Source organism: Planktothrix sp. PCC 11201, assembly GCF_900009135.1.
Lineage (GTDB): Bacteria > Cyanobacteriota > Cyanobacteriia > Cyanobacteriales > Microcoleaceae > Planktothrix.
The window spans coordinates 17,743-32,967 of the sequence record NZ_LT797699.1; the positions used below are offsets into that span (position 1 = coordinate 17,743).

Genomic DNA, 15,225 nt, shown 5'->3' on the forward strand with positions numbered 1-15,225 from the left:
AATATAGAGAGTCCTGAAGGACTCACTACGGGTTATTCGGGTTGATTTGGGGTGAATATCATTACCCCAGATCCTTGATTTGTTTTATAGTTAATTTGTAGTTTACCTTCAGCATTAATCTGAAAAGTTCGACTTTTTTCTAAAGCTGAGAGAAATTGATCTTCTTGCTTCATAATTTCTTCAGGACAGGCCATTTTAGTTCTCCCGGCTACACCAAATTTTAATTGCTCATCCTTGAGGGTGTAGGAGGCAAAATAACGGTTACAACTCGATGAACCACTAATTTGATTATTTTCAAATTGTAGGGTGATTTCCGTTTCTTTTAGGGGCGTTTTGGTGGATTTTTCATTCCCCCAGGATACTAATTTCCAAGAGGTTCCACTGAGAGCATCAGAAGCTATAGAGGGGTTAATCATAGACAAAATGGATAGACTAGCAACGGATAGGGATAGGAGTAGTTTTTTCATAGGGGTCGGTTTATTTTTTAATTGTCCACAAGGGTAATTGTTGAGTTAATTGTAAACGAATATTGTCAATCCCGTTTTGAGCAAAAACATAGGTTTTATCTTGCCAAAGGGGAATATAAGGCACATCTTCGGCGAGCAGTTCTTGAATTTCCTGAAAGATTAATTTGCGAGTTTCTGGATTTTGTTCCTGCCGCTGTTGAGCAATTAATTGATTCATGCGATCGCTATAATAAAAAGAACCCTGATATTGACTAGAACCCTTGACACATCCAGTTTCAACGGAACCTTGACTACATTCTAAAAAGGGTTGAATATAGTTATCCGCATCAAGAAAATCCGCATACCAATCTAAGACAAAAGTGGGATAAATCCCCTCCTCTAAATATTTAAAGGCTGTAGTCGATTCTACACTATTAAGTTGTAATTTTAGTAACCCGCCTAAATCCCTATCTGCTAAGGCTTTTAAGGTTAATCCTAAAAACCCTTTATTAGATGAATTAGACGCATACCAAAGCTCAACGATGGCTGGATTTTCTGGCGTATATCCAGCTTGGGTTAAAAGTTGTTTGGCTTTTTCAATATTACCATCCCCGTACTTTAAATAAAAGGTGGGTTGATAATCGCTAAAGGTGGTAGGAATTAAACTAAACAGTTCTTCTCCTTGATTTTGTAATACCCGTTCATTAATAATAGAACGATTGATTAAAGCGGCTAGGGCTTGTCTAACTTCTATCCGATTTAATGGTTCTGATTTAACATTAATCAGGAGATAATTAATCGTATTTCCATTAGCAGAAATCACTTGCCAATTTCCCGCTTCTGCTCCTTTTTGTAAACTCGAAATTTGATCGGGATTTAAGGATAAATAGGCAATATCAACTGCACTACTTCTAAAAGCATTAAATAAATTAGAGGAACTGGAAAAACGTTGAATATCAACTCCGGCATTGGCGGGTTTTTCTCCCCAATATTGGTCAAAAGCATCGAGGCGAATGACATCAATTCCTAAAGACTTTAATTGATAAGGCCCGGTTCCGACAAATTCATTGGGTTTAAATTTACCTTCTCCAATTTCATAAAATTCGGGAGAAACTGCCGTAATTCCTGAAAATGCTAGGAGGGAAGGAAAGGCGGCAAAGGGTTTTTTAAGTTTAATCGTTAATTCATATTCTCCTATTGCTTGAACTGTATCTATTGTATCTGCTAATAAGGAGGAGGGAGACCCGGCATTTTGAATAAATCTTTTAATAGAAAACTCCATCGCGGCGGCGTTAAAAGGGGTTTGATCATGAAACAAAACGCCCTTTCTGATCGGAATAGTATAGGTTAATCCATCGGCACTCAGGGTGGGTAAAGCGGTGGCTAGTTTGGGTACAAGTTGATTGGTTCCTAGTTTATAATCATAGAGGCGATCGCCTAAATTATACAGGATATTTCCTGACATAACTTCATAGGCATCAGCCGGATCTAAGGTGCGGAGTTTTAAGGTTGTTCCAATAGTAATTCGTCCATTACCCGATGAGGATGAAGAGGAAGAATTAATCGTTTGATGAGAAGTACAACTAACAAGAATTAGACAAAATAAGCAAAATAAACTAATCCATTGGGTGAAAAATTTTCGGGAAAATAGATGCGGATTTTGTAATTGATTCCACAGGTTTACCATCGGTTAAAAATATTAAGGATAAATCTAATCTTTGATCATAGCATTTTGCAACCCCATAAGCGAGATGCAGTGCGAGCGTCCTCGCTCGCTAAGTTTTAGAATACTGCTAAGTACCTAAACAAAATTAATTACAAATCCTCTAACCTGTTCCCTGTTCCCTCTCCCAACTAGGTAATTTATTTTGCACAAGCACTTATATTTTATTGAATTACCCGTCAAGTTTCCGAATCCGAATTTTTATCTTTTTCTTCCTCAATAATCACCATTCCAGGTTGTAGGGGGATATCGGTTGGAGGAATTACTAAGGTATCACCCACTTTCAAACCGGATTTAACTTCAACTTTAGTTAAATCTTTTAGTCCCAGGGTTACGGGTTGTTTTTGAACTTGATTATTTGCGTCTAATTTCCAGACAAAAGACGATTTTCCTTGGGATTGAATTAATTCTGTATTGACCGCAATCACATCTTTTTGTTGTTCTAAAATGATCTCAACACTCACCTGACCCCCTGGAATTAATGCCTGGGTTGGTTGATCCAATCTTACCGTAGCAGGAACGGTGACTTGACCGGATGAACTGCTAGATTGGCTGCTATTCGTATTTTCAGAGACCGCTTGTCGATTGACCCGTTCGACCCGCCCGGAAAATGGTTTTGAATCAGGGCCAATAATTGTAATTCGAGCGACTTGATTCGGTTTAACTTGAGCCGCATTCAGGGTCGATAACCGAAGTAGAACCAGTTCTTGATTTGGATCTCCAATTGTAATTAAATCACTTCCTCGAATAATTCCATCCCCTGGTTTAATATTAATATTTAGTACGACTCCATCCAAGGGAGAAATGACAAGATTATTCTGTAAATTTGATTCTTGTTCTTTATATTCTACTTTGAGTCGCTGAAGTTCACTTAAACTTTTTTGAAATTCAGATTGAACTTGTTGGAGTTCGATTTTAGCAGTTAAGATATCATTGGTGGGATCTGTGATTGGTTCAAATTTATTTTTACTGGTTTCCAGGTCAAGAATCGCATTTTTCAAGGCTAATTGTTCATTTTTTAAACTTGCTTCTTTTGACCGAATATCTGCTTTCTTTCCATCTAATTCTGTTTCTGGAATAAACCCTTTTTCCAAGAGATTATTTGATTTATTTAACTCCGCTTCTGCGACGGTTAAATCTTCTTTTGCTTCAATAACTTTCTGTTGTTGACGTTCCAATTGCGCTTGGTTCTTTTGAATTTCAATCCTTTGAGTGATTTGTTGAGATTTAACTTGCTTTCGATACTTCTCTAACTCATCTTTATAATTAATTTCGGAGTTTTTTAATTTGATTTTTGCTTCTTCTACTTTTTGGCGATTTCGTTCTATTTCAAGTTCTTGTTGCTGAATCCCTAATTGTTTTTGCAGTAAGGAATTTTCCCCGGCGGTAGATCTCAACAGAATTAAATTTTGCCCCCGAATAATCGGATCGCCTACCTTAACAAAAATCTGCTCCACCGCACTATCAGCAGGGGATTTAATTGTTCGTTGCCCACCTAATTCAACGGTTCCCCCTTCACTAATTTTGTTTTCAACCGTTCCCAATTCCACTTTTTGTAACTCAGCTGGAACCGCTTCTGCATCCTTTTTTTGTAGTTTATAATACAAAGCAATACCCGCTAAACTGACTCCAGTTAATAGAGTCATCACCACTAACCATTTAACTCCCCGTTGATAGGCTCTTTTTGCTTGGTAATCTAGGGTTGACACAGATTTCTAACATCCTCCTTATAAGTTGAAACAGGGGACACCATCATTATATCCTAAAAGGATGAATAGGTTTGTTTTAGACGGACAATTAATCGTTAATTTTTATTGTGTATCGTGAAGATTTATATAATTTAATCAAGTGATTATAAAACAAGAAAAAACTTAGTTTTAGGTGGGATATAATCAATCAATACGATAGGTCAATGCCACCAAAACAGTTTATTCTAAAATCTGCCTAATGTTCATAAATTAGAGAATAAAATGGAGAAGTCAAGATGTATACATCTGTAAAATCTCAGAGTACAGTTCTCGCTGTCGATGATAGCATTCCTGTGCAAAAACTGGTTAAACGGATTTTGGAAAAACACTATCAGCTAGTTTTTGCAAACAATACCACTGAGGCTTTAGCGGTACTCCATCAGCAGTCCATTGACTTAATGCTTTTAGATATCTCTATGCCCGGAATGGATGGTTTAGAACTGTGTCGAGTTTTGCGAGGATTACCCAATTTTAATCATCTCCCGATTGTGATGCTCACATCCCGGAATGGGGCTCAGGATCGGGTGGAGGGTCGGTTATCCGGGGCAACGGAATATTTGACTAAACCTTTCTCTGAAGAAGAACTGCTGCATACGATTGAAAAAATTTTGAATCAGACAGTCAGTCTAATGTCTGAATTCTAATGGATTTTGGGAATATTTAGATTAGTTACTATAACACTCGAGAATCGGAAAACCCAAAGAAACGATATAATTTCTTTAGGTTTTCCGATGCGCCTTTAACGATGACAAGCATAATTCCACAGGGTGAGCAGAATCAAGTAGATCTGCATCAGATCGCCGATAATTTGCCGGGAGTGATTTATCAATCGTTGCTACACCCTGATGGTGCTCAAGAGTATTTATATATTAGTCCTAGTTGCCGAAGAATTTACGAGCGAGAACCCGATGAAATTCAGCATAATGCCGCTTTAATGTGGGGATGGATGAATGATCGGGATCAATGGGTTTTTACTCAATCCCTTGTAACCTGTGCTCAAAAATTAATTCCCTGGCAACGACAATGGCAATATCAAACTCCATCGGGACAGATCAAATATTTATCTGCGATCGCCCAACCTTGTCCTCAACCCAATGGCGATCTAATTTTTGATGGATTAATTTTAGAAATTCCACCCCCAACCCTTGATAATTGTTGTCCCTGTTATCCTAAAACCTGCGAGATTGAACCTATTACAACCCATGAAATTGAACAAGTTTTAACTTGGTTTGACCCCTCAGATCATTTAATAGAACCGGAAAAAACTGAAGCAGTTGTAGAAGAACAAGAGGAATTTTTAAGAAATATTTATAACGGCGTAGAACAGGTTATTTTTGTTGTTGCAGTTTTTCATGAAAAGAACTTTCGATGTTTAGGTTGGAATCCCAAAACCGAACAAATAACGGGACGGAAATCTGCTGAGGTTTATGGAAAAACCTTTACAGAAATTTTCGGTTTGGTGGAAGGGGAAAAAGTTCTACAACATTATCGAGATTGTGTTCAGGCTAAAACCTCAATTCAATATGAAGAAGAAATTTGGTTTGAAGAAAAACAAACCTTTTCTTTAACCACCCTCAATCCCATTTTAGATCCCAGAGGAAAAATCTATCGAATTATCGGGACTTCTTTGGATATCACCGCCAGAAAAAACGCAGAAATAGCATTACAAAAGTCACAAATCCGCTTCCAACAATTAGCAGAAAATGTCCCCGGTGTTACCTATCAATATCATCAATATAATCATCAAGGACAGGGCTGTTTTACCTATTTAAGCCCGAAATGTTTAGAATTAACTGAAATTAGACCCGAAGTTATTTTAAAAAATGCTGATTTCTTGTGGAAACTGATTCATCCTGATGATCTAAATAGCTTTGTAGATTCCATGGCCCAAGCTGTAGATACGGGAAAACCTTGGCAACATCAATACCGTTTAATTACTCCTTCGGGTAAGATTAAGTGGATTCAAGCCGGAGGCAGTTTAGGGAAACAACCGGATGGATCAATTGTTTGGGATGGTTTGCTTTTAGATATTAGCGATCGCAAACAAACTGAAGCAGCTTGGCAAAATTCAGAACAACAATTGCGGGAATTAGCCGAACGAGAAAAGATGCAAAATTGCATCGGTAATTTGATTAGAAATTCCCTAGATTGGAATACAATTTTAGAAACAACAGTACAAGAAATTCGTCAATTATTAGGAATTGATCGCTGTTATTTTGTTGGATATCACTCCGAATTAGATCCTCCAGAATGGGAAATCCTCAAGGAATCCAAAGCCTCGAATTTAGTCAGTATTTCTGAAATGTATCCCGGGGATGCCCTACACCCGATTAGTGAGATGGTTTTACAGGGAAAAATGATCCAAATTGATCAAGTAATTACCTGTGAGATTTCATCTATTAGGAATTTTTTAATGGTTTTAGAATTGGAATCGGTTTTAATTTTCCCGTTAAAAATTCAATCTGGTGATATTGGAGCTTTAGTATTAGCCCATTCTCAGGAGCCTCGACCTTGGAAACCTCAAGAAGTCGAACTTTTGCGCTCTGTTATCAATCAATTAGAAATCGCAATTAATCAAGCAAAACTCTATACAAAATCTCAAGAATCTGCTATAATTGCAACAGCAAAAACCCAAGAATTAGAACAAACAGTTTCTAAATTGCAACAAGCTCAAATGCAATTAGTTCATTCAGAAAAAATGTCAAGTTTAGGACAAATGGTTGCCGGAATTGCCCACGAAATTAATAACCCTGTGAGCTTTATTTTTGGGAATCTCACCTATGCTAAAGAATATCTGGATGATTTATTTTCCGTGATTAAACTATATCAAAAACACTATCCCCATCCTGACTTAGAAATAGAAGAAAAATTAGAAGCAGTCGAACTAGATTTTATTGCAGAAGATCTCCCCCAATTATTAAATTCAATGAAAACTGGGGCGGAGCGAATTAGAGATATTGTTAAATCCTTGAGAATTTTTTCTCGTTTAGATGAATCAGAACTAAAAAATATTGATTTACATGAAAACTTAGACAGTACCTTAATGTTGTTAGAAAGTCGTCTCAAAGAACAACCCCATCATCCGGCAATTCAAGTGATTAAACAATATGGAAACTTACCTTTTGTTGAATGCTATGCCGGGGAACTAAATCAAGTTTTTATGAATTTATTGGCTAATGCCATTGACGCTGTAGAACAACGCAATAAACAGCGATCATTAAAGGAAATTATTGCTGATCCGGGTGTAATTTGGATTACGACCTCATTAACAGATTCCCAGCGCGTACAAATTAGAATTGCTGATAATGGAATTGGAATGTCCGCCGAGGTTTTAGCGAAAATTTTTGATCCATTTTTCACCACTAAAGATGTGGGTTTAGGAACGGGTTTAGGACTATCTACCAGTTATAAAATTATTGTTGAAAAACATAGAGGTCAATTATCCTGTATTTCAGAAGTGGGGTTAGGGACAGAATTTGTCATCGAGATCCCTACAGCACAATCTATGACTGACTAACGGGCTGAGAATTTTGTGTTAATGGGACGCTTTAAAACAGGGAGAATTTTGTTATGTTCTTAACTGTCGGCAAATGGGAAAATCCTCCTTACGGGTTCAAACGTCTCACCTTTGCCCTTTTAGGGGTAACAACTCCTTTCAAATAATTCCTCTTATCTCAATAAATCCTCAATTAAAGTTACTAAATTATCATCGATTTCTAAAGGTGAAATTAACTCAAATTCAACGGTGGGGAATTCTTGAGAAAATTTTTGCAGGGATTGGGTGATCGCATCTTTTATTCCACCAGAAAACATAAAATAAGGGATAATTCCAATTCGGTGAACTCCCGATGCAGTTAATGCTTGAATTTGAGTTTCTAAATTCAAAGAAACTGACCAATAGGCAGGAATTGCCCCGATTTGAGTTGCTAACTGTTCAATGGGTTGATTCCCCCCAGGATGGCGACTTCCATGGGCTATTAAAATCCAATTTTCGATCTCAACCCTTGCCATTTTTGTTGCGATCCAATCGGCTAAAAGGTTGATTTGAGAACCGAAATAAGGTAATAAATTCAGTTGAATTTCTGCTCCGAGTTGTTCCTGAGCAATCGCAACTTCTTCGGGTAAATCGGTGTTAACATGAACGCCTGACGAGAGAAATAACGGCAAAATTTGAACTTGAGAATATCCCCAAGATTGACTTAACTTGGCAAAGTTTTGAATCTGTTGATGCAGAGGAAGGGGAGCTAATTCTAAAGTTGCAGTTCCAACGGAAGAACAACCTGAACGTTCCCCTAAGCGTTTAGCCAATTGATTTAAGGCTTCTTGGGGACGGGGATCACGGCTACCGTGAGCAACGAGCAAAGATGTGGATAGCAAGGGTTAGGATCAATCCTGAATGTGCAGTTAACGATTGATATTGTATCGAAAATTGATCAACTTCAGGAGTTTGGGAATAGAAAACACAAACCAAAATAAATTTTTTTTAAAAAAGTTGCTGATAATTTTGTGATTCCAAAACAATCAACTACATATCAACTAATTTCACCCAACCGCGGCGGACATTGTAAAGTAGTCGATTAATAATTGCTTGTTCGTCTTCAGTTAAACTATCCCCTAAAATGGCGGATCTTAGATGTTGGCGATCGCTACGGGTCACCACACTAGAAAACATAATTTGACCAAAAAGCTCCTCAAGGGGTACGGGACAGTATGCCATCATGGATCACCTCTACTTAGAATGGCTTGCTCAAAGATGAAAGTTCGTGAGCTTGTATAGATTAATTATGAACTTTTTGTACAGAATATTAAGTGATTCAAAGCTATGTAAATTTGTGATTAATCTGGATAACTGTTGTGATTTGAGTCAATGTGCATCCAAACCCAGCCATAAAGAGGGTTTGGAGACCAAACCCCTACGATAAAATACTACAACCTACAAACATTTTTCTAAGGTAGCCACCACCGATTGGGATAAACTCGGCAAATCATAGCCCCCCTCAAGTCCAAAGACAATTTTAGAAGTAAGTTGTAGACAATATTCGGTAAATATTCCATAGTCTTCAGGTTGTAGAGAAATACTAGCTAAGGGATCATCTCGGTTAGCATCGTACCCCGCACTCACGATCAGCAGATCCGGCTCAAACTGCCGTAAAAAGGGCATAATATAACCTTCAAAAGCAGGTTTATATAACCCCATTGTGCTGCCCGGAGACATGGGAATATTCAGAACATTGTTGTGAGAGCCACGTTCATCAGCATATCCCGTCCCCGGATAACAGGGAGATTGATGTAAAGAACAGTAAGCAATCCGAGGATTATCTTCCACTAACTCTTGAGTTCCATTGCCGTGATGGACGTCCCAATCTAAAATTGCCACTTTCTCAATTCCTGGCTTTTTGAGCGCGTAATAAGCCGCGATCGCCGCATTCGACAATAAACAAAATCCCATACCCCGATCCGATTCAGCATGATGTCCGGGGGGACGAGCTAAAACAAAAACCGGACGTCCCCTATCCAAAACCCGATCCACCCCATCCAACCAAGCACTCACCGCCAAAAGTGCCACATCATAACTTTCCGCCGACATGGGGGTGTCCCCATCTAAATATCCCCCTCCCTGATCTGAGATCGCTTTCACCTGCTGAATATGGGCGGGAGTATGTACTGTTTCCAAAAGCTTGATTAAAGATTCCAGGCGATCGGCTACCGGAGTCGGCTGTTCCCACCGTAACTGTTCTGTCCAAGGTACGGATTTGAGGGCGTTTACAATTGCCGTTAAACGTTCTGGCCGTTCGGGATGGAACAATCCCGTCTTATGGTTGAGGAATTCGTCAGAATAAATAACTGTTAGCATTTGTCAAGAGTTTTTTCAATTTTAAATCCCAGATTTTACCCCCAATCAGAAGGCAAATTATGGTAGAATTTTAGGCATTAGTCACTGATTTTAGAACCCCCACCGAAAGGGATTTTTTTTCTATTAATATTTTCGGTTAAATGTGACTAATTTTAAATTGTAATGGAGTTTTTGAAGGTATGAGTACCTCTGAGTCGAGAATTGTCCCGACGGATCTGAGAAATGAAATGCAGCAGTCCTACCTGGAATACGCCATGAGCGTGATTGTAGGGCGAGCGCTGCCAGATGCACGGGATGGTTTGAAACCCGTTCACCGTCGGATCTTGTACGCGATGAACGAACTGGGCTTAACCCCCGATCGGCCCTTCCGTAAATGCGCCCGTGTGGTGGGGGAGGTACTCGGTAAATATCACCCCCATGGGGATGTGGCCGTTTATGACGCCTTGGTGCGGATGGCACAGGACTTTTCCATGCGATCGCCCTTAATCAACGGCCATGGTAACTTTGGCTCGGTTGATAACGATCCCCCAGCGGCTATGCGGTATACCGAATGCCGTCTACAGGCCCTCACCAGTGATTCCCTCCTGCGAGATATCGATTCAGAAACCGTTGCCTTTGGCGATAACTTTGATGGATCTCAACAGGAACCCTTAGTTTTACCCGCACGAATTCCCCAATTACTATTAAATGGATCTTCGGGAATTGCTGTGGGAATGGCGACCAATATTCCCCCTCACAATTTAGGAGAATTAATCGATGGTTTAGTGGCATTAATTCATAATCCTGAGATTACCATTACCGAATTAATGCGCCATATTCCCGGCCCAGATTTTCCCACCGGAGCACAAATTTTAGGGACATCGGGCATTAAAGAAGCCTATAATGATGGTCGAGGTTCGATTACCATGCGCGGCATTGCTACCATTGAAACCATCGAACATAAAGGTAGACCCGATCGAGAAGCAATTATTGTTACCCAACTGCCTTATCAAACCAATAAAGCGGCGATGATTGAACGCATTGCCGAAATGGTGAATGATAAGAAATTAGAGGGAATTTCCGATATTCGGGATGAAAGCGATCGGGATGGAATGCGGATCGTGATTGAACTGAAACGGGATGCTTACCCCAGAGTTATCCTCAATAACCTCTACAAACAAACGCCCCTACAAACCAATTTTGGGGCGAATATGTTAGCTCTGGTTAATGGTCGTCCCGAAATTCTCACCCTGAAACGCTTCTTAGAAGTATTCCTGCATTTCCGAGAACAAACTATCCGCAAACGCACGGAATATGAACTGAGAAAAGCCCAAGAACGGGATCATCTTTTACTGGGTTTATTAATTGCCTTAGACAATTTAGACGCAATTATTGCCTTGATTCGTCATGCGGCGGATATTCCCATCGCCAAACAAGAATTAATGACCAACTATGGCTTATCTGAACAACAAGCCGATGCAATTTTACAAATGCAATTGCGACGGTTGACCGCTTTAGAATCCCAAAAAATTGACCAAGAACACCAAGAATTACAAATCAAAATTACTGATTTAGAGGATATTTTAGCCCGACGAGAAAGAATTTTAGTAATCGTTGAAGATGAAGCCCTAGAAATCAAACAAAAGTTTAATACCCCCCGCCGTACTATTATTGAACATACCGAGGGAGAGTTAGAAGATACGGATTTAATCGCCAATGAAAAAGCATTGATTCTATTAACAGAACAGGGCTATATGAAGCGAATGCCTGTTAATACCTTTGCCGCCCAAAGTCGAGCCACAAAAGGCAAACAAGGCACAAAAATGAAAGAGGATGATGGGGTTGAACACTTTATCACCTGTTGCGACCATGACACGGTTTTATTCTTTAGTAATCGTGGGGTAGTTTACAGTATTAGAGCCTATCAAATCCCTGCTTCATCCCGCACGGCGCGAGGAGTTCCCATTATTCAAATGTTACCCATTCCCAAGGAAGAACGGATCACATCTATTGTTCACGTTAGCGAATTTAGCGATGATGAATACTTAGTGATGTTAACTAAAGGCGGATTTATTAAGAAAACTCAACTCTCCGCCTTTAGTAATATTAGAACTAATGGTTTAATCGCCATTTCCTTAGAGGAAGGAGACGAATTACGCTGGGTCAGACGGGCAAAAGTTGACGATGGTATTATCATTGGTTCCCGTCACGGCATGGCGATTCATTTTAAAGCTAATAATAAACAATTGCGACCCTTGGGACGGGCAACCAGGGGGGTTAAATCCATGAAATTGAAAGGGGATGATACCTTAATCAGTATGGATATTTTGCCTAGTGCAATTATTTCTAATTTTGTTGAAGCGGAGGGAGAAGAAATTGAAACCGATGACGAGTTAGTGCTCACAACGGTAGAAACCACCGAGGAAGAAAACGAACTCACACCCGCAGAAACCACCGAAGAAAATGAAACAGAAACTGAAGTTGTAGCGGAGGTCAATTCTCTGGGACTATCGGTTTTAGTCATAACTGCTAGTGGTTATGGAAAACGGGTTCCGGTGTCCCAATTCCGCCTCCAAAATCGCGCAGGAAAGGGGATTATTGCCACCAAGTTTAAACCCCATGCTAAAAAGGATGAAGTTGTGGCTTTAAAAGTCGTGGATGAAACCCACGAATTAATGTTAATTAGTAGTCGAGGGATTATTATTCGTCAAGTCGTGAATGCCATTCCCCTGCAATCTCGAAGTGCTACCGGGGTTCGGGTTCAACGATTATACGAGGAAGATTCCATTGCTGCGGTGGCCATTGTTCCCGCTTCTGGGGAAGAAGACGTGGAAAGTCTATCCAATGCTGAAGAATCTGGAGAATCTGGGGAGTCTGGAGAAGAAGAATAAAAAATAACCCCCTTTCCCTCCGAAACCTCCCGTCTGGGGGGGCAGGGGAGGCAGGGGGAGCAGGGGGAGCAGAGCCCTGCTAATATAAATGTTTTCCAGGTAAGTTAACTAAAAAAGTTCACCTTACCTGAAAAACCAGATATTAAGTAATCTAACGGGCTAGGAGGGATTCGAACCCCCGACACCGTGGTCCGTAGCCACGTGCTCTAGTCCACTGAGCTACAAGCCCCCGTCAGTTCAGCACAACAATCTCAAAAATTAGCTTTTTTTGACTGCTTTATTAGCATAACACATTTTTTCCAAATGGCAAACATTTTTTTTTCAGAATCCGCCGATCTCCTTTCCCACCTGGATGAAACCGGAGAAGCAAGGATGGTGGATGTGTCCGAGAAGGAGGTTACTCGTCGTCAGGCGATCGCAGGGGGACAAGTCAGGATGTTAAGCACCACCTTTGACGCCATTGAAGCCGGAAACGCACCCAAAGGGGATGTTTTAAGCACAGCAAAACTGGCGGGAATCATGGCGGCCAAACAAACGGCCCAATTAATCCCCCTGTGTCATCCCTTACCCCTGGGCAAAATTGATGTCCAAATTATTCCCGATCCCGAATTACCCGGGTATCAAATTCGAGCCCAAGTGATTACCAAAGCAGAAACCGGGGTAGAAATGGAAGCCTTAACCGCCGTTTCCGTGGCGGCTTTGACCCTCTATGACATGGCCAAAGCCTTGGAAAAATCCATTGTGATTGAGTCAATTCGCCTGTTGAGTAAAACCGGAGGAAAATCCGGGGACTACCAACAACAGATAGAAGTCAATCCCAGTTAAGCCTAAAATGGAATAGAAATGCTTGGGAATTAATTGTCTATGCCTCCTCGTTGGCCCCGTCAACCTGACCGGAAAGATCCAGACTATCGTCGTTTGGATGATCGGGTGAATTTTGCCACCCATGTTGCTATTTTTGCCACGATTAATTCGGGTTTATGGTTTTTCCATAATCTGCAATCCACGGACTGGTCTTGGTTAACTGGATTTACTCTAATTTGGTTATCTGCGATCGCCCTTCATGGTCTTTATATTTTTGCGATCGCCGACTATTCTCCCGTCACCCCCGATCAATAACATTTGAGTTAACCATTAATCGTTAACCCTTAACTATTTAGGAGTTTAATCATGTCTGTTTTAGATACCAAAACCCTGGAAAAATTAGCCGCTGAAATTGGAGAAAATATCTATATTGATATTGCTAAATGGCATCTGTATTTATCGGATGCCCATTTGCATACACAATTAGCCGAACAACTTTATCCCCTCTTGGAGCAGGGAGACTTTACCGAAAGTGAAGTTCAACAGGTCTTGCAAAAAGTTTATGTCAATTTAGGGGGCGGAAAACAGACGACCTCCTTAGTGAATTTAATTCCCAATGCAGGAATTCAAGACCTGGTAAGAATTTTAAAAGACTTCCAAGAAGACCTGTAAACTTTGTTGTGAGGCGTTCACGCCTCCCTCAAATTCCCATGATCTACACTTATTATCAGTTTGATTGAACTTTACTACTGGTGTTCCCTTTGAACAACAACAGCAAAATTTAGAAGATTTTCCCCACTTAAAAGCTTGGTTTAATCGAATTCAGTCCCGTCCAGCAGTGATCCGGGCTTATGAAAAAGGAAAAGCCTATGCTTCCGGTAAAAAAATGACCGATGAAGCTAAAAAAATCCTGTTGGGTCAAAGTGCAAAAACCCTGGAAAATTAGGATTCAAAAAATTAGAAAAACCGGGTTTTGAAAGTTAATAAACCCGGCTTTTAAACGAGTAAAAAACACCGCTATCAACTAACGCAATAGGGTTTTAAAGAGTTTAATGCCATCGGTATTTCCTAACATGGGATCGGAGGCTCTTTCGGGATGGGGCATCATACCTAAAACGTTACCTTGACGGTTACAGATTCCCGCAATATTATTTAAAGATCCATTAGGATTTTCTTCGGGTTTGGGAGTTTTATCAGTTCCATAACGGAATAAAACCTGGTGATTTGCTTCTAATTCTTCTAGGGTTTTTTCATCGGCATAATAACAGCCTTCCCCGTGGGCAATGGGTAAATTAATCACTTCTCCCACTTCATATTCAGAAGTCCAGGGAATATTCTGATTAATTACTGTTAAAGGGGCAGACTCACAAATAAAGTGTAAATCCCGATTTCTGACTAATGCTCCGGGTAATAATCCCGCTTCAGTTAATACCTGAAATCCATTACAAATTCCCAGAACAAATTTCCCTTGGTTGGCGTGTTCAATTGTTGAACGCATGATCGGAGAAAAACGCGCGATCGCCCCACAGCGCAAGTAATCCCCGTAACTAAATCCCCCCGGAATTACTACCACATCAATATCCGATAAATCCGTATCTTCATGCCAAATCATCCGGGTTGGTTGTCCTAATAATCCTTGAGTGACCCAAGCCACATCTCGATCGCAATTAGAACCCGGAAAAACAATAACCCCAAATTTCATAGTGTATTTATGTAGTAAATTAGTGATAGAAAGAAGTTGATCAAAAAATGTTTTTAGTTAATTTTTGATCAACCCAAA

The 15,225-nt window shown here is 40.1% G+C and carries 14 protein-coding genes and 1 tRNA gene; 7 read left to right on the plus strand and 8 right to left on the minus strand.

The window, feature by feature from the left end; all coding sequences use genetic code 11:
* Positions 1-32: 32 nt before the first annotated feature.
* From PL11201_RS08770 to PL11201_RS08780, 3 genes are all read right to left on the minus strand, one after another.
* Positions 33-467 carry an META domain-containing protein gene (locus PL11201_RS08770; RefSeq protein ID WP_079678219.1) on the minus strand — a complete coding sequence of 145 codons (435 nt, stop codon included), beginning with the start codon at positions 465-467 and terminating at the stop codon, positions 33-35.
* 10 nt (positions 468-477) lie between these two features.
* A complete protein-coding gene (locus tag PL11201_RS08775) occupies positions 478-2,133 on the minus strand; it encodes an ABC transporter substrate-binding protein (RefSeq protein WP_079678220.1) in 1,656 nt (551 codons plus the stop codon).
* A 215-nt stretch (positions 2,134-2,348) separates the two neighbouring features.
* Positions 2,349-3,878, minus strand: a complete 1,530-nt coding sequence (locus PL11201_RS08780) for an efflux RND transporter periplasmic adaptor subunit (RefSeq protein WP_079678221.1) — start codon at positions 3,876-3,878, stop codon at positions 2,349-2,351.
* A gap of 275 nt (positions 3,879-4,153) precedes the next feature.
* Here PL11201_RS08780 and PL11201_RS08785 point away from each other — a divergent pair, with 275 nt between their 5' ends.
* Positions 4,154-4,561: a response regulator gene (locus tag PL11201_RS08785; RefSeq protein WP_079678222.1), complete on the plus strand. Its 408-nt coding sequence runs from the start codon at positions 4,154-4,156 to the stop codon at positions 4,559-4,561.
* A 101-nt stretch (positions 4,562-4,662) separates the two neighbouring features.
* A complete protein-coding gene (locus PL11201_RS08790) occupies positions 4,663-7,434 on the plus strand; it encodes a PAS domain-containing sensor histidine kinase (RefSeq protein WP_079678223.1) in 2,772 nt (923 codons plus the stop codon).
* Between the two features lie 152 nt (positions 7,435-7,586).
* On the opposite strand, the gene PL11201_RS08795 is transcribed toward PL11201_RS08790, so the two are convergent.
* The 3 genes from PL11201_RS08795 to PL11201_RS08805 form a co-directional block, all read right to left on the minus strand.
* Positions 7,587-8,294 (minus strand): sirohydrochlorin chelatase, encoded by a 708-nt coding sequence (locus tag PL11201_RS08795; protein WP_234996648.1) that lies wholly within the window; start codon positions 8,292-8,294, stop codon positions 7,587-7,589.
* 148 nt (positions 8,295-8,442) lie between these two features.
* Positions 8,443-8,634: a hypothetical protein gene (locus tag PL11201_RS08800; RefSeq protein WP_079678225.1), complete on the minus strand. Its 192-nt coding sequence runs from the start codon at positions 8,632-8,634 to the stop codon at positions 8,443-8,445.
* Between the two features lie 216 nt (positions 8,635-8,850).
* Entirely contained in the window at positions 8,851-9,771 is a 921-nt protein-coding gene (locus tag PL11201_RS08805) for a histone deacetylase family protein (RefSeq protein WP_079678226.1), read from the minus strand.
* 179 nt (positions 9,772-9,950) lie between these two features.
* Between PL11201_RS08805 and gyrA the strand changes: the two genes are divergently transcribed.
* Entirely contained in the window at positions 9,951-12,641 is a 2,691-nt protein-coding gene (gyrA, locus tag PL11201_RS08810) for a DNA gyrase subunit A (RefSeq protein ID WP_079678227.1), read from the plus strand.
* Between the two features lie 155 nt (positions 12,642-12,796).
* On the opposite strand, the gene PL11201_RS08815 is transcribed toward gyrA, so the two are convergent.
* Positions 12,797-12,870, minus strand: a tRNA-Arg gene (locus PL11201_RS08815).
* A 74-nt stretch (positions 12,871-12,944) separates the two neighbouring features.
* On the opposite strand from PL11201_RS08815, the gene moaC reads away from it, so the two are divergent.
* From moaC to PL11201_RS08835, 4 genes are all read left to right on the plus strand, one after another.
* Positions 12,945-13,466, plus strand: coding sequence for a cyclic pyranopterin monophosphate synthase MoaC (gene moaC, locus PL11201_RS08820; protein ID WP_079678228.1), 522 nt, complete (start codon positions 12,945-12,947; stop codon positions 13,464-13,466).
* A gap of 39 nt (positions 13,467-13,505) precedes the next feature.
* Positions 13,506-13,760, plus strand: a complete 255-nt coding sequence (locus PL11201_RS08825) for a 2TM domain-containing protein (RefSeq protein ID WP_079678229.1) — start codon at positions 13,506-13,508, stop codon at positions 13,758-13,760.
* 51 nt (positions 13,761-13,811) lie between these two features.
* Complete coding sequence (locus tag PL11201_RS08830) at positions 13,812-14,117, plus strand: DUF3181 family protein (RefSeq protein WP_200816731.1); 306 nt, start codon at positions 13,812-13,814, stop codon at positions 14,115-14,117.
* 64 nt (positions 14,118-14,181) lie between these two features.
* On the plus strand, positions 14,182-14,391 hold the full coding sequence (locus PL11201_RS08835; protein ID WP_079678231.1) for a glutathione S-transferase family protein: 210 nt from the start codon (positions 14,182-14,184) through the stop codon (positions 14,389-14,391).
* Between the two features lie 78 nt (positions 14,392-14,469).
* Here PL11201_RS08835 and purQ read toward each other — a convergent pair whose 3' ends face one another.
* Entirely contained in the window at positions 14,470-15,147 is a 678-nt protein-coding gene (gene purQ / locus PL11201_RS08840; RefSeq protein WP_079678232.1) for a phosphoribosylformylglycinamidine synthase subunit PurQ, read from the minus strand.
* Between the last annotated feature and the right edge of the window lie 78 nt (positions 15,148-15,225).

What these genes read in the sequence shown, in the direction of transcription:
- PL11201_RS08770 (WP_079678219.1), bottom strand. Translation starts at nt 467, where the DNA reads ATGAAAAAACTACTCCTATCCCTATCCGTTGCTAGTCTATCCATTTTG.
- PL11201_RS08775 (WP_079678220.1), bottom strand. Translation starts at nt 2,133, where the DNA reads ATGGTAAACCTGTGGAATCAATTACAAAATCCGCATCTATTTTCCCGA.
- PL11201_RS08785 (WP_079678222.1), top strand. Translation starts at nt 4,154, where the DNA reads ATGTATACATCTGTAAAATCTCAGAGTACAGTTCTCGCTGTCGATGAT.
- PL11201_RS08790 (WP_079678223.1), top strand. Translation starts at nt 4,663, where the DNA reads ATGACAAGCATAATTCCACAGGGTGAGCAGAATCAAGTAGATCTGCAT.
- PL11201_RS08800 (WP_079678225.1), bottom strand. Translation starts at nt 8,634, where the DNA reads ATGGCATACTGTCCCGTACCCCTTGAGGAGCTTTTTGGTCAAATTATG.
- PL11201_RS08805 (WP_079678226.1), bottom strand. Translation starts at nt 9,771, where the DNA reads ATGCTAACAGTTATTTATTCTGACGAATTCCTCAACCATAAGACGGGA.
- gyrA (WP_079678227.1), top strand. Translation starts at nt 9,951, where the DNA reads ATGAGTACCTCTGAGTCGAGAATTGTCCCGACGGATCTGAGAAATGAA.
- moaC (WP_079678228.1), top strand. Translation starts at nt 12,945, where the DNA reads ATGGCAAACATTTTTTTTTCAGAATCCGCCGATCTCCTTTCCCACCTG.
- PL11201_RS08825 (WP_079678229.1), top strand. Translation starts at nt 13,506, where the DNA reads ATGCCTCCTCGTTGGCCCCGTCAACCTGACCGGAAAGATCCAGACTAT.
- PL11201_RS08830 (WP_200816731.1), top strand. Translation starts at nt 13,812, where the DNA reads ATGTCTGTTTTAGATACCAAAACCCTGGAAAAATTAGCCGCTGAAATT.
- purQ (WP_079678232.1), bottom strand. Translation starts at nt 15,147, where the DNA reads ATGAAATTTGGGGTTATTGTTTTTCCGGGTTCTAATTGCGATCGAGAT.